Annotated in this window: 15 protein-coding genes; 4 read left to right on the top strand and 11 right to left on the bottom strand. The window is 68.5% G+C overall.

Going from position 1 to position 19,285, the window contains the following annotated elements; genetic code table 11:
* Positions 1–10 precede the first annotated feature (10 nt).
* The 10 genes from galU to map form a co-directional block, all read right to left on the bottom strand.
* Positions 11–904: a UTP--glucose-1-phosphate uridylyltransferase GalU gene (galU, locus tag AAFN88_RS18155; protein WP_347521989.1), complete on the bottom strand. Its 894-nt coding sequence runs from the start codon at positions 902–904 to the stop codon at positions 11–13.
* Between the two features lie 128 nt (positions 905–1,032).
* Positions 1,033–1,773 carry a hypothetical protein gene (locus tag AAFN88_RS18160; RefSeq protein WP_347521990.1) on the bottom strand — a complete coding sequence of 247 codons (741 nt, stop codon included), beginning with the start codon at positions 1,771–1,773 and terminating at the stop codon, positions 1,033–1,035.
* Positions 1,774–1,779: 6 nt separating this feature from the next.
* A complete protein-coding gene (locus AAFN88_RS18165) occupies positions 1,780–2,487 on the bottom strand; it encodes a VWA domain-containing protein (RefSeq protein WP_347521991.1) in 708 nt (235 codons plus the stop codon).
* A 115-nt stretch (positions 2,488–2,602) separates the two neighbouring features.
* The gene (locus AAFN88_RS18170) at positions 2,603–4,681 is read right to left on the bottom strand and encodes a molybdopterin oxidoreductase family protein (protein ID WP_347521992.1); all 2,079 of its coding nucleotides are present in this window, start codon (positions 4,679–4,681) and stop codon (positions 2,603–2,605) included.
* Between the two features lie 72 nt (positions 4,682–4,753).
* Entirely contained in the window at positions 4,754–6,451 is a 1,698-nt protein-coding gene (locus AAFN88_RS18175; protein WP_347521993.1) for a hypothetical protein, read from the bottom strand.
* Positions 6,448–8,238: a hypothetical protein gene (locus tag AAFN88_RS18180; RefSeq protein ID WP_347521994.1), complete on the bottom strand. Its 1,791-nt coding sequence runs from the start codon at positions 8,236–8,238 to the stop codon at positions 6,448–6,450. The genes AAFN88_RS18175 and AAFN88_RS18180 overlap by 4 nt, the downstream gene beginning before the upstream one ends.
* Positions 8,235–9,284, bottom strand: coding sequence for a lysylphosphatidylglycerol synthase transmembrane domain-containing protein (locus AAFN88_RS18185; protein ID WP_347521995.1), 1,050 nt, complete (start codon positions 9,282–9,284; stop codon positions 8,235–8,237). The genes AAFN88_RS18180 and AAFN88_RS18185 overlap by 4 nt, the downstream gene beginning before the upstream one ends.
* Positions 9,285–9,410: 126 nt before the next feature.
* A complete protein-coding gene (locus AAFN88_RS18190) occupies positions 9,411–10,001 on the bottom strand; it encodes a hypothetical protein (protein WP_347521996.1) in 591 nt (196 codons plus the stop codon).
* A gap of 24 nt (positions 10,002–10,025) precedes the next feature.
* A complete protein-coding gene (locus AAFN88_RS18195; protein WP_347521997.1) occupies positions 10,026–10,859 on the bottom strand; it encodes an SDR family oxidoreductase in 834 nt (277 codons plus the stop codon).
* Positions 10,860–10,896: 37 nt separating this feature from the next.
* A complete protein-coding gene (gene map, locus AAFN88_RS18200; protein ID WP_347521998.1) occupies positions 10,897–11,649 on the bottom strand; it encodes a type I methionyl aminopeptidase in 753 nt (250 codons plus the stop codon).
* A 152-nt stretch (positions 11,650–11,801) separates the two neighbouring features.
* On the opposite strand from map, the gene AAFN88_RS18205 reads away from it, so the two are divergent.
* On the top strand, positions 11,802–13,454 hold the full coding sequence (locus tag AAFN88_RS18205; RefSeq protein ID WP_347521999.1) for an acyl-CoA synthetase: 1,653 nt from the start codon (positions 11,802–11,804) through the stop codon (positions 13,452–13,454).
* Between the two features lie 22 nt (positions 13,455–13,476).
* On the top strand, positions 13,477–16,230 hold the full coding sequence (locus tag AAFN88_RS18210; RefSeq protein ID WP_347522001.1) for a cation-transporting P-type ATPase: 2,754 nt from the start codon (positions 13,477–13,479) through the stop codon (positions 16,228–16,230).
* 133 nt (positions 16,231–16,363) lie between these two features.
* On the opposite strand, the gene AAFN88_RS18215 is transcribed toward AAFN88_RS18210, so the two are convergent.
* Positions 16,364–16,903 carry a hypothetical protein gene (locus tag AAFN88_RS18215; protein WP_347522002.1) on the bottom strand — a complete coding sequence of 180 codons (540 nt, stop codon included), beginning with the start codon at positions 16,901–16,903 and terminating at the stop codon, positions 16,364–16,366.
* Positions 16,904–17,090: 187 nt separating this feature from the next.
* Here AAFN88_RS18215 and AAFN88_RS18220 point away from each other — a divergent pair, with 187 nt between their 5' ends.
* Both AAFN88_RS18220 and AAFN88_RS18225 read left to right on the top strand, forming a co-directional pair.
* Positions 17,091–17,690: a 2-hydroxychromene-2-carboxylate isomerase gene (locus tag AAFN88_RS18220; RefSeq protein ID WP_347522003.1), complete on the top strand. Its 600-nt coding sequence runs from the start codon at positions 17,091–17,093 to the stop codon at positions 17,688–17,690.
* A 317-nt stretch (positions 17,691–18,007) separates the two neighbouring features.
* Positions 18,008–19,141, top strand: coding sequence for a hypothetical protein (locus tag AAFN88_RS18225; RefSeq protein ID WP_347522004.1), 1,134 nt, complete (start codon positions 18,008–18,010; stop codon positions 19,139–19,141).
* The last annotated feature ends 144 nt before the right edge of the window (positions 19,142–19,285 follow it).

Consider the following 19,285-nt stretch of genomic DNA (forward strand, 5'->3'; position numbering starts at 1 on the left):
CCATCCTCAATCAGATCATGGCGCCGTAGCGCCGGATAATATCGCGGGCCGCCCCGCCCAGATCCTCACGCTCCAGGGCGTAGGCGACATTGGCTTCCAGGAAGCCCGCCCTGCTGCCGCAGTCGAAGCGCCTGCCTTCGAAGCGCAGGCCGTGGAACGGCAGGCGGCCGATGGTCCGCGCCATGGCATCGGTGAGCTGGATCTCGCCGCCGGCGCCCCTGTCCTGGCGGTCCAGTTCGTCGAAAACCTCGGGCTGCAGGATATAGCGCCCGATGATGGAGAGCGTCGAGGGCGCCTCGGCCGGATCCGGCTTCTCGACCAGCCCCCTGGCCTTGGCCAGGCGGCCCCCCCACTCCTGATTGGCATCTTCCACAACGTCCAGAATGCCATAGCGGTTGGTCTGCTCGCGCGGCACGTCCTCGACGGCAACCAGGTTGCCGCCGACCTTGTCGTAGGCCTCGACAAGCTGCGCCAGGCAGCCTTGCGGGTGGAGAACCAGGTCGTCGGGAAGGATCACGGCGAAGGGCTCGCGCCCGACCAGGTTGCGCGCGCACCACACCGCATGGCCCAGGCCCAGGGCCTCGGGCTGGCGGGTATAGCTGATCTTGCCGGCTGCGGGCGTCATGGCGCTGGCCAGCTCCATCTCCGCCGTCTTGCCCCGCGCCTCCAGGGTCTTCATCAGCTCGAAATGGTAGTCGAAGTGGTCCTCAAGGGCCGTCTTGCCGCGGCTGGTGACGAAGATGATCTCCTCGATCCCGGCCTGGCGGGCTTCCTCGACGCCGTACTGGATCAGCGGCTTGTCGACGACAGGAAGCATCTCCTTGGGGATGGACTTGGTCGCGGGCAGGAAGCGCGTGCCAAGGCCGCCGACGGGCAGGACCGCCTTGCGAATGGTGCCGGTCATCAAACTCTATGCCTCATGGTAGCGGAATCAGGGGCGTCGGAACGGCAGGGGGTCCGCGTGTATTGCCATACGGATTCCCGCGGGACAAGTGACACTAAGGGCGCCGCCGGGGAGCGCCTGACCCAGCCTCAAGAGCGAAGCAGAAGGTCCTTGGCCTGATTCAGCTTCGCGGCGAGGTAGTTTGAGCCGCCGTGATCGGGATGCAGCTTCTGCATCAGGCGCCGGTGCGCCTCGCGGATGACCTCCGGCTCCGCCCCCTCCTCCAGGCCCAGGATTTCCAAGGCTTCCTGCCGGGTCATGGTGCCGGTTCCCGCCGGCCCTCGGCCGCCGCCGTCCTGCCCCGCGCCCCTCTGCGACCGCCCCTCGCCGGCGTCATCCCGCCCCGCCGCCTGTGCGGCGTCGCGCCAGTCCGGCCGCAAGCGATCCATGTAGGCCTCGAGCACCGAGGCCGACTGCGAATCGGCGATCTGGTAGTCCTGCAGCAGGTCGAGAAGCTGCTCCAGGGGAAGCTGCGACAGCAGCTGGCCGCTGTAGCGCCCGTCCAGCACCTCGCCATCCATATCGCCGCTGTCGTGGTCCAGGCGCATACGCAGGAAACGGGTGCGCACCTCCGAGGTCTGCCCGGCACTGGGCCCCCGTGCCGCCTTGAAGCGGTCGAACAGGCGTCGCAGCCAGAAAGCGAGCGGCACCAGCAGCAGAATGAGGCCGACACGCCCGCTGAACAGCAGCAGCGCCGCGGTCAGCACGATTGCGCCGAGGCCGACCCATTTCAGGGTCACCGCGACCTTGCGCGGCTCGGCCTCGACGAACCAGCGACCGAGGAACAGGAGCGCCACGAGCAGGGCAATGCCAAGAACGAAGAACTGCATCGCCGGCTATTTGAGCTGATGGGTGATCTGAGGCACCAGACCGCCGGTTCTCTTGCCGTAGTCGGCCAGAGCCGGACGGCCGCCGGCGGCGAAGACGGCGACGGCCGAGAGCAGATCGCGCAGTTGCCGGGCGCTGGCGGAATCGAAGTTGCAGAAAGCCCCGCCGCTCAGCCGCGCCACCTGCTGAAAGGCGTTGCGGGAAACCGGATCGTCACCTTCGTGGAACATGAAACAGGGGACGCCGAGCAGGCCCAGCTCGCCGGCCAGGTGGCCCAGATGGTCGATGTCCTCCTCCATGGCGTCGCCGACGAAGACCAGGGCCGAGACCTTCTTCTCCCGGGTTTCCTTGATGGCGCGCTTCAGCACCTTGCCGATCTGGGTGCGCCCGGCCAGGCAGAAGACACCGGTCATGAAGCGCAGCAGTTCGCCGGAGTTGGCGACCCAGCGGCTGGCCCGGCACTCGCCGAAGCCGCGGTAGTACATAAGCTGAACTTCCAGGCCGCCCAGAGCCTCGGTCTCCTTGAACATCTCCGCTTGCAGATGGGAAGCCCGGTCCCAGGTCGGCTCCCGGCTGGCGGTGGCGTCCATGGCGAAGATCAGCCGCCCGCGCGCGCCCCCCGCCGCGCCCCGGGCCGGGGCGGCGGAGACCTTGCGCAGAAAAGCCTCTACCTCTGAGGCCGAGGCGCTTTGCGGGAGCTTCGGATCCTTCGCCATTCCCCCCTTGCCGTTTCCCTTGAGGCCGGAGTTGTTGAACCTGCTTCTAAAGTAGTGTTCCGCCTCGGTAATTCCAACACCGGGGGCGCTTGGAGCCCCCACGGCGGCGGCGGCATCAGGCGGGTTTCAGCCATACGGCGGTATCGTGGAAGACCGCACCGCCCGCCGGCGGCCCGGGATCGGCACTGATCAGCAGATTGATGCCGCGGCCCTCCTCGAAGGCACTGTTCGGCCAGATGCTTTCCACCACCACGACATCGGGCTGCAAACCGTCGAAAAGCTCGGCATGGATCACGAGGGAACCGCGCCGGTTGCCCAGGCGCACCCGGTCGCCCTCGGCGACGCCCAGACGCGCCGCGGCCTCGGGATGAAGCAGCAGGGTGGGGCGCTGCTCGCGCTTCAGCGAGCCCGGCGTCTCGGTGAAGGTGGTGTTGAGAAAGCTGCGCGCCGGGGCCGCCACCAGGCGGAAGGGCCGCTCGTCGTCCTGCCGGTCGTAGCCGGAATTGTAGCCCGGCAGCGCCGGCATGGCCGCGAAATCGCGACCGTAGGATGCCCAGTCGGGCCTGAAATGGAAGCGCTTGTCGGCATGGCCGAAGCCGTCGAGGAAATGCATCTCCTCGAAGGAGCGCGCGCAGTCGTGCCAATGGGCCCGGTGCACGCTGTCGGCGTCCGGCAGGCCGGAAGCCTTCAGGGTCGCGTCGATGATCTCCCAGGCGGTCATGCCGAAGCCGCGATGCTCGGCGCCCAGGCGCCCCGCCAGGGCGCAGATAACCTCATGGTTGCTGCGTGCGCCCGGCAGCGGATCGATCACCGCCTTGGTCACCTGCAAATAGGTGTGGCCGCCGGCGACATAGATGTCGTCGTGCTCCAGGAACGTGGTGGCCGGCAGCACGATGTCGGCCATGGCTGCGGTTTCGGTCATGAATTGCTCGTGCACGCAGGTGAAGAGATCCGGCCGGGCGAAACCCTCTGCCACCTTGGCGCTTTCCGGACAGACCACCATGGGATTGGTGTTCTGGATGAACAGCGCGGTGACCGGCGGCCCCTCGCCCAGGTCGCGCTTGTCTCCTGTCAGAATCGGCCCCATGCGCGACTGGTCGAGCAGGCGCGTCGACCTGTCGCAGACGTCGAGACCCTGGATCAGCGTCTCGTCCAGGCCGTAGATATCCGCCTGCCCCTGCATGGCGCCGCCGCCGCGGTGCCGCCAGGCACCTGTCACCGTCGGCAGGCAGGCGACCGCGTGCACCGAGGAAGCGCCGTTGCGCGCCCGCGAGAATCCGAAGCCGACGCGGATATAGCTGCGCGGCGTGCTGCCGTACAGCCGGGCAAAGGCAAGGATCTCCGCCTCCGTCAGGCCGGTGATCCCGGCCGCCCAGGCCGGCGTGCAGGCGCCGAAGTGCGCTTCCAGCTCCACGTCCCAATCGCTGTATTCTTCCATATAGGCGCGGTCGGCATAGCCCTCGGACAGCAGCACGTGAATGACCGCCGCCGCCAAGGCGCCGTCGGTGCCCGGCTTCAGCGCCAGGTGCTGGTCGGCCTGGGCCGCCGTGCCGGTGCGGTAAGGATCGACCACCACCAGCTTCGCGCCGCGCACCTTGCGGGCCTTGGCCACGTGGGTCATCACGTTGACCTGGGTCGAGACCGGATTGCCGCCCCAGACGACGACAAGGTCGGCCTCCGCGATCTCTCGCGCATCGGGCCCTCTGCGGACGCCGCAGGCGGCGTTCCAGCCGGTCGACACCAGCTTGGTGCAGATGGTCGAGTACTGGCGCGAGTAGCGCTTGGCATGGCGCAGGCGCTCGATGCCGTCGCGCTGCACCAGCCCCATGGTCCCGGCGTAGAAATAGGGCCAGACGGTCTCGCTGCCGTGGCGCTGCTCGGCCGTCAGCAGGGCTTCCGCAACCTCGTCGAGAGCCTGATCCCAGGTAATTTCCTGGAAAGCCTCACGCCCCTGCCCCCGCGCGCCGACCCGGCGCAGCGGCGCGGTAAGCCGGTCCGGATGGTGCACCCGCTCGGCGTAGCGCGCGACCTTGGCGCAGACCACGCCGTCGGTGTAGTCGTTGCCGCGCGCGCCACGCACCTTGCCGATGCGGGTTTCGGAAAGCTTTTCCACTTCCAGCGCGCAGACGCTGGGGCAATCGTGCGGACAGGTGGAGTGGACGAAAACCGGCTGGCCGGCGAGATCGAGAGGCATCGGAAAGAGGGTCCGTCAAACAGGGAGCGGCTGCCGATCCTAACGCGGCCGCTCCGCTGCTTCAATCGGGCGCTATCTCTGCGCCGGGGCGGCAGCGCAGTCGCCACCGGCGAGCCGCGCCAGGTCGAGGACGCGGTAGGCCCCGCTATCCAGCACCACCGAGCCAGCCGGCGGATTCGCCAGCAGGAAGTCCTCCCGCCGATGGCGGCTCCAGATCTCCGCTATTCTTGCGTCGAAGGGCGCGAAGTAGGTGGGCCGCTCGCCGGCCTCCGGGAAGGAGGTCCGGTCGACCACCAGGTAGTCGACGCCCCAATGACAGCGCAGGTCCCGCAGCGGCGCCGGCTGCGTCGCGAGGAAAGCGTCGATCAGCGCGTTCATCCTGGCGCGCATCGTCAGGACATAGGCGTCGTAGACGGGATAGTGCACCTTGCGGGCCACGAAGACCGGCCGCGCCGCCACGTAGGGAATCAGTTCCAACTCGCTGTCCGACGCGGGCCAGTAGGCGAAAACGCTGTCGGCCGGCTGGGCGGCAGCAAAGGCCATAACCTGCTGTCCCGGCGCGCCCAGGTGGTAGCGGTGCCCGGCTTTCTGGGCATCGAAACTGTCAAAGGTGAACGTCAGCAGCGCCAGCCCGGCGAGGGCCGCCGCCTCGGGCCAGCGCAGGACCCGCTCCAGGCGCCCACAAAGGCGCTGCAGGCCGACCACCGTGAACAGCGGCAGCAGAGTGAAGAGCGGGTAGAACACGAAACGGTAGCTGTGAAAGGACATCATCAGGTAAACCGCGAGGCCCAATGCGCCGCTACACAGGACGAAGCCGGTGAAGACCCGCCGCGCGGCGCTGCCCCTGGGCAGGCCCAGAAACCCGTAGACGGCCAAGCCGCCGCAGAACAGCAGCACCGTCAGGGCCGACATCACTTCCGTGCCGCGGAACTGACCCAGGGCCTTGCCGGCGACATAGAGCAAGGGATTGAAGACACCGTAGAAGTGGCGCCCTTCCGGCCCGTTCTCCGGATAGGTGTCCACTTGCTGCATCGGCGCCAGCGGTGTTCCGAGTTCGTCGGACGCCCCGGGCACGGAACCGAAGACCAGCCACAGCGAAAGCGCGCCGGTCACGGCCAGCAGCACCAATCCCGTCAGTTTCCGCCGCCCGTCCTGGCGCAGGAGACCGCCCATAACGAAGACCTGCCAGGCGAGCAGCAGCCCCACCAGGGGCGTCATCGCCGGATACAGCAGGCCGGAAATGACCGTGACCGCCACGAGCCCCGGCAGCGAGCCGTAGAGCATCGCCACCACCGCCCAGATGAGCAGCGGGAAGCCGAAGGCGTGAGGCACCGCCGAGGTCACCTGGTAGAGATAGAGCGGCTGGGCGGCGACGAAGCCGACGGCCCCCAAAACCGTCAGGCGGTTGCCGAGCCGGCGCGCCGCGAGACCCATGCCCAGCAGCAGCGCCAGCCAGCAGGCCACCGAAAAGACCCGGCCCAAGACCAAGAGGCTGCCGCCCGCCCAAAGCCAAAGGCGCGTCATGCCCTCGTAGAGGTAGGGCTGGGGAAGGGCCGAGAGAAAGGCCGCCAGGTAGTCGCCGTCGAAGAGCGCCGGATCGCTCCAGGGATGGAAACGAAACAGCGGCCGCATTTCCTCATGGAAGTTGGCCGGATCGACCGCGAACCAGAGCTGGGTGCCGACGATCGCGCAGGCGTAGACGGCGAAGGCGATCACGACCGGCCAGCCTCGGCTGACCGAGACCGGCGCGAAGAGCCGCTCCGCGCTCATGCGCCCGGCTCCCGCGCACCCCGCGAGACCGCGGCCTCGTCGTCAAGCAGATAGATTTCGAAACCGCCGGCGGTCTCCAGCAGGCGGTAGTTTTGGCGCAGCTCCGCCATCAGACGGCGCACCGCCGGCGTATTGTAGGTATCTCCCGGCCGATAAAAGACGAGCCGCGGCGGGTCCTCATCCAGCACCGACCCCGCCGCCCGCAGATCCTCCGCGTCCTGCAGGCCGCGCGCCGCGTTGAAGAAGCGCAGCGGGTTGCGCCGCCGGCCCAGGAAGTAGAGCTCCGGATTGACCGGCAAGGCCAGAATCGCCTCCTCGGGCTCACTATGCTTCTCGATGAGACTCAGAAACAGACCGTAAAGCGCGGCCTCCTCGGCCGCCACGATCAGGCTTGCACGCGGCAGGCCGCTCGGCGCCACCACGGTCTTGGTCCTGCCGGCGATGATGCCGTCCCAGCCGCGGGTCAGCGGCTGACCGGCCTGGTAGGTCAAGCCGATCACCGCGAGCGTCAGGCAAAAGACCGCAGGCACCAGGCTGCGGCGCCGTCCGGCACGGGCGCCGAGGTGCAGCAGCGCCAACAGGGTCAGCGCGGCGCTGAAGAAGAGATAGAGCGGCTCCTGGGAGTGCACCGAGACCAGAGCGAAGAAGCAGGCGACGATGGGTAGAGCCGCCTGCCCCGCCGGCTCGCCGCGCCACAGGGCACGCAGCAGCAGGCCGCCGAGGGCCGCCGGCAGCAGCGCGAGGGAAAGCCAGAAGAAGCCGTTCAGCAGGGCCGCGCCGCCGCCGCCCAGCACCTGCTCGGCACTGCGCAGCACCAGGGCGCCGAAGCCCGGCGCCCCGGCCGGCCTGGAAACGGCGATCGAGACGATGGAGGCGAGGGTGTCCCGCCACCAGTTCCCCAGCGAGCCCTCGGCAAAGTGATAGGCCAGCAGCGGCGCGGCCGCGAGCAGACCGCCCAGGGTCAGGCGCAGGAGGATGCGCAGGACGCAGCGGTCATCCAGCCGCGTGGTCATGAAGGTGAAGCCCAGCAGCAGCGCCGGCGCAACACCGAACAGCACGGCGGCGGCGATATCGGTCATGGCGCGGAGATAGAGCACCAGCCCCACCAACATCACCAAGGCCAGGCCGCGCGCCAGCCGTGCCTGGCCCTGGCCGGGGTGGCGTTGCTCCTGCAGCAGCAGAAGCGCGAAGACGCCCATGGCCGCGAAGACACCGCTCAACGGCCTGAACAGGAACAGGACCGCCAGCAGGAAGCCGGCCAGTTCCAAGGTGCCGCGCCGCTCGGCCGGCCGGGCGGCCAGCAGGGCGGCGATGAGGAGGCAGAAGAACAGGGCGTACCACTGCGCCGTCGGATTGAGGAACTGCACGAAAGTCAGGCTGCTCATGGCCGCGGCACCGGCAAAAGCCGGCAAGACGCCGCGCCCGGCGAGCAGCCAGAAGGCCAGGGCGCACTGGATCAGCGTCATCGCCACCAGGGGATAGCGCAGGCTCAGCAGGTCGACGCCGAAGACGTCGAAGGCCAGAGCGTTGGCAAAGCTCACGTAGCCCATATGGATGGCCTGCACGCTGCCGTTCAGCGATTCGCCGGCCAGCAGGCGCTCGGCGACATGCGCGTAGGCACCCTCGTCCGGCGCCGACCAGAAGCGGTCGTGGAAATGCAGCAGTACGGCGAAGGCGACCAGCATGGCCACAACGAAGACCGATCCCCGGACCAGGCGCGCGGCCCCGGTCCCGCCCAGATGCGCCGTGGGGTGGACCAGCGCCGGAGCGGCGTCCAGGCGGCTCATGGTGCCGTCCGCGCCGGCGGCAGGCCGCGCCCTCCCTTGAGCCACAACGCGCAGCCCGGCAGTACCGCGACGAGCATCGACAGACCGAAGAGGACCGAGATCGCCAAGGCATGATCGGCGCCGATCCCGACGGCGCCGAACATGATGACGCTGGCGCCCTCGCGCACGCCCCAGCCGGCGAAGGAGAGCGGAATGAACATGATGAGAATGATGGCGGGGACCGCCGCCAGCGCCTCGGTCAGGCCGAGATCGAGGCCGAAGCCCTGCGCCAGGGCCAGCGCGGCGAGCACGGAACAGAGCTGCGCCAATCCGGAGAGAAGCAGCAGGACAAGCGACAGCGGCTGCGCCAGCAGCACCCGGCGGCCGCCCGCCGCCATAACGTCGAGAAGGCTGAGGACATGGCCCAGCAGCGGCAAGGCCCGCAAGCGGCGGTCAAGTCCGGCGGGCAAGCGGTCGAGCAGGCACAGCAGAGCGAGGCCCACCAGCAGGCCCGGCAGGCACGCCAGCAACAGCCAGCGCAGAGCGGGCGGCCCCAGGCTGTCGCCCAGCCAGGCCACGCCACCGGCGACCATGATCACCAGGGCGAGCAAACCGGTGATGCGCTCCAGCATGACGCTGCCGAAGGCGCGGTTGAAGGGAACGCCGGCCCGCGATGCCTGCCAGATGCGCACCGCGTCGCCGCCGACCGATGTCGGCAGAACCTGGGTGAAGAACGTCCCGACGAACATCAGGGCCACGACCCGGCGCAGCGGCAGCGGCGTGCCGAGCGCCCGCAGAACCAGCCACCACCGCAATGCGGACACCAAGGGGACGCCCGCCAGAGCCGCCGTGGCCGCCAAGCCCGCCCATAGCGGCAGATCGAGCAGCAACGCCCCGACGGCAGGCAGGTCGACCGCCCGCGCCAGCAAAGCCAGCAATCCCAGGGAGACCAGCAGCTTCACCGCCAGCGCCCCATAGCGTCCGGCCCAATGGCCCTGCCCCCGGCGCGCAGCCACAGGGGCCCGGCCCGGCAGCGGCTGGTCGGCCGTCTCCGCCGTCGCTGGCATCTTGCACTCCCACATCAGCATCCTGAGGGGCATGATGCCTTTGAAGGAGTAAAGAAAACCTCAGCTTAAACAAATTGTGAAGAATTGCTCCGACCGGCACCGTGGGGCTGGGGTGGGACGGCCTGCCTAGGCGAGACTTTCCAGGCTGCGGGCGAGATTGTCCCGCGCCGGCTTCTCGAAGCGGGGGCCGAAGCACGCCGAAAAGTACAGCTTTTCCCGGCTCAGGAAGCCTTCGAGCACCTCACGCCGGCCGGCGCGATAGGCCGCTTCTGCGACAAAGGCGTATTCACGGCGGATTGCCGCTTCATAGGCCGCGAAGGCCGGCCAGGGCGCCGCCAGGATCGACAGGTCCATGTCAAGAAAGAGCGCGGCGTCGGCGCGCTGGGATCGGCTCAGATCAGAAGGCACCAGGTGCCTCGCCGTCGCTTCGACGAGCCGGCCGGCGAAGTCCAGGCTGTCCGGCGGAAGCACCCCGGCCCCCTCATGCATCAGCAGCGCCGCGCTTCGCGCCTCGTTGTCGCTCCGCTGCGGATCATAAACCGCATCGTGGTAGTAGAGCGCCGCGCTGACCGCCGCCGGGTCGTCGAGGCGATGACGAACCTCCTCGAAGAGCTCCAGCAGCATCTCGATGTGCCGCCAGGTGTGATAGTGGCGCTGCGACTCGGCATAGCGCCGCCGCAGGGCCGTCATCAAGGACGACGGCAGCGGCGCGTTCATGGGCGGGGTGTCTTGGCCATCGCCTCAGCGCGCCTTCATCGCCGCCCAGTCTTCGGGACTGAGGTTCTCCATGAGGGAGAACTGGCCGGCGCCCTTCAGCCATTCGCCGCCGTCGATGGTCACCACCTCGCCGTTGATGTAGGCCGAGCCCTCGGCCAGCAGGTAGGCGACGAGGTCGGTCAGCTCCCGGTGCTCGCCGACGCGGCCCAGCGGGATCTTATTCATCCAGGCGCGGTTCATCGCCTCGTTGGGCACCAAGCGCGCCCAGGCGCCCTCGGTCGGAAAGGGCCCCGGCGCAATGGCGTTGAGGCGGATGCCGCGCCCGCCCCACTCCACCGCCAGGGAGCGGGTCATAGCCAGGACCCCCGCCTTGGCCATGGCCGAGGGCACCACGAAGGGCGAGCCGGTCTCGGCATAGGTGGCGACGATGGAGAGCACGTTGCCCGGATGCCCCTCGGCCAACCAGCGCTTGCCGCAGGCCAGGGTCACATAGGCGGTGCCGTGCATGACGATGGCCAGCACGGCGTCCAGAGCGCGCGGCGAGAGGCTCTCGGTGCGGGCCAGGAAGTTGCCGGCGGCGTTGTTCACCAAGGCGTCCAGCGAGCCCTCATCCCAAATGCGGTTCACCATGGCCTCGACCTGGGCCGGGTCGCGCAGATCGCAGGGAATGGCGCGGGTGCGGTTGGGAAAGGCCTCGTCGAACTCCTCGCGGGTTTCCTCCAGCACCCCCTGGCGGCGCCCGCAGATCACCAGGCGCGCGCCCAGTTCCAGGACCCGCCGGCCCATGGACTTGCCGAGGCCGGTGCCGCCACCGGTGATGAGGATGCACTTGTCCTGCAGAAGGTCGCTCTGGAACATCGAAAGGGCCCTCCTGCCCGCTGCCCAGCGCGGCGGGTTACTGCTGCGTCTGGGTAATGACCAACGGCCCCTGACGCGTTGCCACCACGGTATGCTCGTACTGCACCGTCGGCGCGCAGGGCCTGCTGAAGAGGGTCCAGCGGTCGGACGCGACATCCGCCCACTCGGCACCCAGCGAGACAAAGGGTTCGATGGTGAAGACCAAGCCGTCGTGCATCCTGCGCCGCTCGCGCCTGTCGGGCCAGGTCGCGATCTCCTTCGGCTCTTCATGCAGAGCGTTTCCAACGCCATGGCTGGCGAGATTGCGCACCAGGCTATAGCCGTTCTTCTTGGCGAACTTCCCGACGGCAAAGCCGATGTCGGCCAGCGGCTTGCCCGCCTTCACTTTGCGCACCCCCGCCCACATGGCTCTCTGCCCATCCCGGCAGAGCCGCTCGATGACCGGCGTGACCGGCGGTACGGCGAAGGAGGCGCCGGTATCCGCGAAGATGCCGTCCTTTTCCGCCGACACGTCGATGTTCACGAGATCGCCGGCCTGAATACGGCGCGGCCCGGGCACGCCGTGGGCGATCTCCTCGTTGACGCTGATGCAGGTGGCGCCGGGAAAGCCGTAGCAAAGCTCCGGCGCCGGACGCGCGCCTTCGCGCTCGAGATGGCGGCGGCCAAGGTCGTCCAGCTCCGCCGTGGTCATCCCCGGCGTCAGCGCGGCCCCCATGGCCTGCAGGACCTCGGCCACGATCCTGCCGATTTCCTTGAGCTTTTCCAGCTCCGCTTCGTTCGAGATGGTCATGGCGAAAATCCCCGGCAGTGTCACATGAAGAATGGCGAACAACTTGGCACGCACCCGGGAGAATGACAACATTGCCGCCCGCCGGCGGCATCGCGGGCGTCAACGCGCCCGGATGCCTCAAGGGCCGACGGTTTGTCACGAGGGAGGAAGCTATGCTGCCGAAGGCCGCAAGCTACGACGAGCTGATCTCGCGGTTTCGCTGGCAGATTCCGGAGCACTTCAACATCGGCGTCGATGCCTGCGACAAGTGGGCCCAGGACGGGAACGGGGCAGGCGACCGCCTGGCCCTGATCCACCTGACCGCCGAGGGCAAGGAAGAACGCTACAGCTTCCGCGATATGAAGCGGCTTTCGAACCGCTGCGCCAACCTGCTCGAAGCGCAGGGCGTGGAGCAAGGCGACCGGGTGGCGATCCTGCTGGCCCAGGGACCGGAGACCGCCATCGCGCATCTGGCGGCCTACAAGCTGGGCGCCATCGCGGTGCCGCTCTTCACTCTCTTCGGCGAGGAAGCGTTGCAGTACCGCCTCGCCAATTCCGGCGCCAAGGCGGTGATCACCGACCAGGCGGGCCTCGCCAAGCTCACGGCCATCCGCGACGGACTGCCGGCCCTGGAGACGATCGTTTCCATCGATGGCCCGGGCGACGGCGGAGACGCGCTGGACTGGCACCGCCTGATGGAGCGGGCCTCCGACGGTTTCCTGCCGGTCGATACCCTGGCCAACGACCCTGCCCTCATCATCTACACCTCCGGCACCACGGGGCCGCCCAAGGGCGCGCTGCACGCCCATCGCGTGCTGCTGGGGCACCTGCCGGGGGTGGAACTGCCGCAGAACTTCCTGCCGCAGCCGGGCGACCTCTTCTGGACCCCGGCGGACTGGGCCTGGATCGGCGGACTCCTGGACGTCCTGCTGCCGGCCTGGCACCACGGCGTGCCGGTGCTCGCCCACCGCTTCGCCAAGTTCGACCCGGAAAAGGCCTTCCAACTGCTGGCCGACTTCGGCGTGCGCAATTCCTTCCTGCCGCCCACGGCGCTGAAGATCATGCGTACGATCGAGAACCCCGCCGGGCGCTGGAACGTGAAGCTGCGCTCCATCGGCAGCGGCGGCGAGACCCTGGGCGCGGAGATGCTCGCGTGGTCGAAAGAAGTTTTCGGCGTCACCGTGAACGAGTTCTACGGCCAGACCGAGTGCAACCTGGTGGTCTCCAACTGCGCGGAGATCATGGCGGTCAAGCCCGGCTCCATGGGCCGTCCCGTCCCCGGCCACCGCGTCGCAATCATCGACGACGAAGGCAACGAAGTTCCCAGCGGCGAGGCCGGCACCATCGCCGTCCGGCGTCCCGACCCGGTGATGTTCCTGGAGTACTGGCGGAACCCGGAGGCCACGGCGGCCAAGTTCCGCGGCGACTGGCTGATGACCGGCGACATGGGCGCCATGGACGAGGACGGCTACCTGCGCTTCGTCGGCCGCGACGACGACGTCATCACCTCCGGCGGCTACCGCATCGGCCCCGGCGAGATCGAGGACTGTCTCCTCAAACATCCGGCCGTCGCCCTGGCCGCGGCCGTCGGCGTGCCCGACCCCCTGCGCACCGAGCGGGTAAAGGCATTCATCGTGCTGAAGGAAGGGCGCAGCGGCAACGAAGCGCTGGTGCGCGAGATCCAGGACTACGTAAAGACGCGGCTTGCGGCCCACGAATACCCGCGCGAAGTCGCCTTCGTCGACAGCCTACCGATGACCGCCACCGGTAAGATCATTCGCAAGGCGCTGCGGGAAGAGTCCGGGCGGGAAACCTCCTCCGGCTAGTCAAGAGGGAGAACATTGCAGCATGCCGGTTTCACCAGCCGCGCCTGAAGAGAAGCACGCGCCGACATCGCCGCTGCCCGCGGCCATGCAGCAGGATTGTCACGCCCTGGAGCCGGCAGCGGCTCTCACGGCCTTGCAAACTACGTCCGGCGGCCTGGCGGAGGACGAGGCCGCCCGGCGCCTGGAGGCCTTCGGACCTAACCGGCTGCCGCAAGGGCGGCCGCGCGGCGCCGTCACGCGTTTCCTGGTGCAGTTCCACAATCTGCTGATCTATGTCCTGATCGCGGCCGGCATGCTGGCGGCGGCGATCGGCCACGGCACCGATGCCCTGGTGATCTTCGCCGTCGTCCTGGTCAACGCCGTGATCGGCTTCGTCCAGGAAGGCCGCGCCGAAAGAGCTTTGGAGGCGATCCGCGCCATGATCGACCCCCATGCCTCGGTCCTGCGCGGCGGCCGCCGGGTGACGGTCGGCGCCGACAGCCTGGTGCCCGGGGACGTCGTGCTGCTGGAGGCGGGCGACCGGGTCCCCGCCGACCTGCGCCTTATCCGGGCGCGCAACCTGCGCATCGACGAAGCGATCCTCACCGGCGAGTCGGTGCCCGTCGACAAGTCGACCGCAGCGGTGGACGCCGAAGCCGCCCTGGGCGACCGCTTCTCCATGGCGTTCTCCGGGACATTCGTCACCGCCGGTCAGGGCCACGGCGTGGCCGTCGCCACCGGGGCAGCCACCGAGCTGGGCCGTATCAGCGGCATGATCGGCGCGGTCGAGCGTCTGACGACGCCGCTGGTGCGCCAGATGGACCACTTCGCCAGACAGATCACCTTCGCGGTCCTCTCGATCTCGGTGGTGGTCTTCGGCTATGCCACCCTGGTACAGGCCTACGCGCTGGACGAGGCCTTCATGGCCGTGGTCGGCCTCGCCGTCGCGGCAATCCCGGAGGGCCTGCCTGCGGTGATGACCATCACCCTGGCCGTCGGCGTGCAGCGCATGGCCAGCCGCAATGCGATCATCCGGCGTCTGCCGGCCGTGGAGACCCTGGGATCGGTCTCGATCATCTGCTCCGACAAGACCGGCACGCTGACCCGCAACGAGATGACGGCGAGCAACGTCGTCACCGCGCTGGCCACCTTCGAGGTCGAGGGCGCGGGCTACCAGCCGGAAGGCGACTTCCAGGTCTCCGGCGGTCGGATCGACCCACCCGCCTATCCGGTGTTGGAGGAACTGAGCCTGGCCGGCCTGCTGTGCAACGACGCCCACCTGCGCCAGCTCGACGGCGCCTGGATCGTCGACGGCGACCCGATGGAAGGGGCCCTGGTGTCGCTGGCATTGAAAGCCAGGCACGATCCCGGCAGCGCCCGCGCGCGTTTCACGCGGCTGGACGAGGTCCCCTTCGACTCGCGCCACCGCTACATGGCGACCTTGCACGCGCGCCAGGGCCGTCCGCCGGTGGCCTACGTCAAGGGCGCGCCGGAGCGCCTGCTGGACATGTGCGCCCAAGAAGCCACGCCCGACGGCGACCGGCCGCTCGATGCCGCGCGCTGGCACGGCGAGATAGAGACCCTGGCGGCGGGCGGCCAGCGGGTCATCGCCCTGGCCCGGCGCAGCCTTGCCGCGGGCAGCGAGGCGATCGCCCCCGGCGACGTCGAAAGCGGCCTCTGTCTGCTCGGCCTTGTCGGGCTGATCGACCCGCCGCGCCCGGAAGCCATCGTCGCCGTGGCGGAATGCCGGGCCGCGGGAATCCGGGTGAAGATGATCACCGGCGACCACGCCGCCACCGCCCGGGCCATCGCCCTGCAGCTAGGTCTGGACGACGACCCCAAGGCGGTGACCGGCCACGACCTGGACCGCGCCGAAGGCGAGGATTTCCACGCCCACGCCCGCGACGCCACGGTCTTCGCCCGCACCAGTCCGGAACACAAGCTGCGCCTGGTCGAATCGCTTCAGGCCGACGGATCGATCATCGCGATGACCGGCGACGGGGTGAACGACGCGCCGGCCTTGAAGCGCGCCGACGTCGGCGTCGCCATGGGCGGCAAGGGCACCGAGGCGGCCAAGGAAGCCAGCGAGATGGTTCTGGCCGACGACAACTTCGCCTCCATCGTCGCGGCGGTGCGTGAGGGGCGCACCGTCTACGATAATCTCACCAAGGTCATCGCCTGGACGCTGCCGACCAACGGCGGCGAAGCCTTCACCATCGTCCTGGCGATCCTCCTGGGCCTCGCCCTGCCCGTCACGCCGGTGCAGATCCTGTGGATCAACATGGTCACCGCCGTCGCCCTCGGCCTCACGCTGGCCTTCGAGCCGACCGAGGCCAACGCCATGCACCGTCCGGCGCGTCCGGCTGGCCAGCGCCTGCTGTCGGGGCGGCTGCTGTGGCGCATTGTCTTCGTCTCGGCGCTGATGGTCGCCGGCACCTTCGGCACCTATTTCTGGGCGACCGAGCGCAACCTGTCGCCGGAGACGGCGCGGACCATGGTCGTGAACGCCCTCGTGGTCATGGAGATCTTCTATCTCTTCAGCGTGCGCTACGTGCACGGCACCTCGCTGACCTGGCGGGGCCTGCTCGGCACGCGTGCCGTGCTGATCGGCGTCGCCACGGTGGCGGCTGCTCAGGCTGCCTTCACCTACCTGCCGCCGATGCAGGCGCTGTTCGGCAGCGAGGCGCTGTCCCTCGGCGAGGGCCTGCCGATTCTCGCCGTCGGGGTGGTGCTCCTGCTCATCGTCGAGCTGGAAAAGCGGCTGGCGGCCTGGCTCCGGCCCGGGCGCGGTGCCTAGACCGGATCACGATTGGACGGAGCCGCAATGCGGTCCCGTCCAATCGTGTGAATCCGATCTATCTCAAAGGTATAGATCGGGTTCACAAGGCCGGTGGATCGCCTTGGGCGAGTCCAGCCGACCCTGATCTGCTCTAGCGGTTGGGGCGCGTGGTGAGGATGGCCTGGGCGTCGGCGCGCGGCGACTTGGAGGTGATCAGCACCACCTCGTAGAGGATGCGCCCCGAATTGGAGCGGTAGAGTTCCTCGCGCTGGTCGATGCTGCGCACGTATTCGCGGCGGTCGCCGATCTTGTCGAGCGGCAGGCCCTTGCGGCGCACGTACTCGGAGAACACCAGCGAGACCTGATCCGCGCTGGCTTGCTGGGCGATCACGCTGCAGGTGTCGTCGGCCAAGAGCACCAGGGCGAAGAGGCCGGCCTGGTTTTCCGCGGACCAGACCTCGCCGCGCTTGCCCTCCAGGAAGGCCTGCGCCTGCTTCTGGGAAAATTGGCGAAGCTGCGGCGTGGCCTCGATCCAGGCACGCAGATCCCGCACGTCCTCGACATGCTTCAGGCAGGATTGTACGAAGAGCCCCACCGCCTCGCGCGCCTGGTCCGCCGCCCGGGCCGATTGCGGCGTCAGGGCCAGCAACAGGCCCAGCACCATTACCGCTCTCGCGATCGTGATCCGCATGATTGGCTGCCGTCTTCTCCAAGGTTTGGCCGGGGCGCGACCCTAGCAGGTCGGGCCGATGGGGGCGAGCCCCCTTGGCCGCTCATTCCCCGGAAGTCTGGACCGGCGGCGCATTACGCGCTAGTCACTGGAACAAGAAAGCGCGGAGCGCATCCGGCAAACCAACGCAGAGGACTTGTGGACCGCCATGAGCAAAGTGATCGACTACTACATGACCTTGATTTCGCCCTGGACCTACCTGGGAAGCCAGCGTCTTGCGGAGATCGCCGCGCGCCACGGCGCCGAGATCCGGGTGACTCCGGTGAACTTCGGCGAGGTCTTCCCGCGCACCGGCGGCCTGCCTCTGGCCAAGCGCGCGCCGGAACGCCAAGCCTATCGCATGATGGAGCTGAAGCGCTGGCGCAAGCACCTGGGAATTCCGATCAAACTGGAACCGAAGAGCTTTCCCACCAACGACCGCCTGGCCTCCTGCATGGTCCTCGCCGCCGGTGAGACCGGCGGCAGGCCCTTGGAACTGGCCCAGGCGTTCGGCAAGGCGGTCTGGGAGCAGGAACGCGACATCGCCGACGAAAACGTCTGCAAGACCGTCGCCGAGGAAACCGGCCACGACGGCGGCGCCTTGCTGGCCAAGGCCAAGGAAGAGGCCACACAGCAGCGTTACGACCGGCAAACCGAGGACGCCATCGCCCGCGGCGTCTTCGGCGCGCCCACTTACGTCTACAAGGACGAGATATTCTGGGGCCAGGACCGCCTGGACTTCCTCGACAGGGCGCTCAGCGAGGGGTGAAACCCTCCTTAGACCGTCATGCTCGGACTTGTTCCGAGCATCCAGGGCAAGCACTCTGGCACCGGCCTCTGGACCCTCGGGACAAGCCCGAGGGTGACAAATGGAAGCAGGCTTCCCAAAAGAAGACGGACCTATAGCCCAAACAAAGCAGGTTGTAGGACTTACCACTAAATCTTGAAGGTCAGGTTCGTTCCGCCAGGAAGATTCTGTGCAAGGAGGAATTCCCCCGCGCGGTAAGGGAGAGTATCCACAGCGGGTGTAGTGTCCTAATATCCCGCGACAGGGGGACCGCGATCGGGCGCGGGAGGGGGCGACAGATGCAGCAGAACCATATCGAGGCGCTGGTCGAGGCAATCTATGACGCGAGCCTCGATCCCGCCGGCTGGCCGCAGGCCATGGCGCTGGTGCGCGAGAGCTTCGAGACTGGCGCGGCTTGCCTCTATTCCCTCGACTACGGCCGCCGGCGCATGCGCCCCGTCGAGGTCGGCGACATCGCACCCCGCTTTCTCACCTCCTTCGAGGCTAACTTCTATACGGATGACAATCCGAGCGCCCGCTCGCCCGCACTGCACCGGCCGGGAATCGTCCGCACCGACCGGCGCCTCGACGACTACTTCCGCGACGATGGCGTCCTCAGGCGCTCGCGCTACTACCACGAATGGCTGCGGCCGCAGGACTTCGCCCACACCATGGGCGTGACGCCCCTGGCCGAGGGCGGCATCGTCTTCAATCTCTCGCTGCTGCGCTCGGCCGACGTCGGCCCTTTCCGCGCCGAAGAGGTCCGGCGTTTCGGGAAGCTCCAGACCCACCTGTGCCGGGCGCTGCGAACCGCCCAGCGCCTGGAAACGCTGACGGCCGAGAGCGGCACCACTGCCGCGGCGCTCGATCGCTTGGACCAGGGCGTGATCTTTGTGAGCGGACGCGGGCGGGTCCTGCATTGCAACGTGGCCGCCGAGATGCTGCTGCGGCGGGGCAGCGGTCTCACCCTGCGCGGCGGCCGCCTGACGGCAGTCGATCCGGCCGCCCGGCAGGGCCTTGCTCGACTGCTGCGCCAGACACAGGAGCCCGCGGGCGGCGCCCCCGGCAGCCTGGTGGTGCCTCGGTCGGACGGGCCACGCCCACTTGTTCTCAACGCCGTCGCGCTCTCCGTCCAGGCCAGCCGCTTCGTCGCAGATCAGGCGAGCGTCATGGTACTCATCTCCAATCTTTCGGCCCCGCGCCGCCCCGACCTCGGCCTGTTGCCGGCGCTCTACGGGCTAACGCCGGCCGAGGCGCGCCTCGCCGGCGCGCTGCTGGCCGGCGGCGGGCTGCGCCAGGCGGCCGCAACGGCGGGCATGACCTACGAGACGGGCCGCTGGTACCTCAAGGTCTTGCTGCAGAAGACCCACACGAGCCGCCAGAGCGAGTTGGTGGCCCGCCTCCTCACCGACCTCGGCGGCTCCCCAAGCTGAGGGTGCTGAAGTCATCCGGTCGCCTGCTCTCCGCCGCTCATGACAATTCCCGCGACTATGATGGCGACGAGAGCGAAACCGACAATGCCCAGACTAATCCGCCCGATTCGGGATTCGCTCGCTCTGGCCCGAGCAGTTCAAGTC

The sequence above is a fragment of the Pelagibius sp. CAU 1746 genome (assembly GCF_039839785.1).
Taxonomy (GTDB): Bacteria; Pseudomonadota; Alphaproteobacteria; order Kiloniellales; family Kiloniellaceae; genus Pelagibius.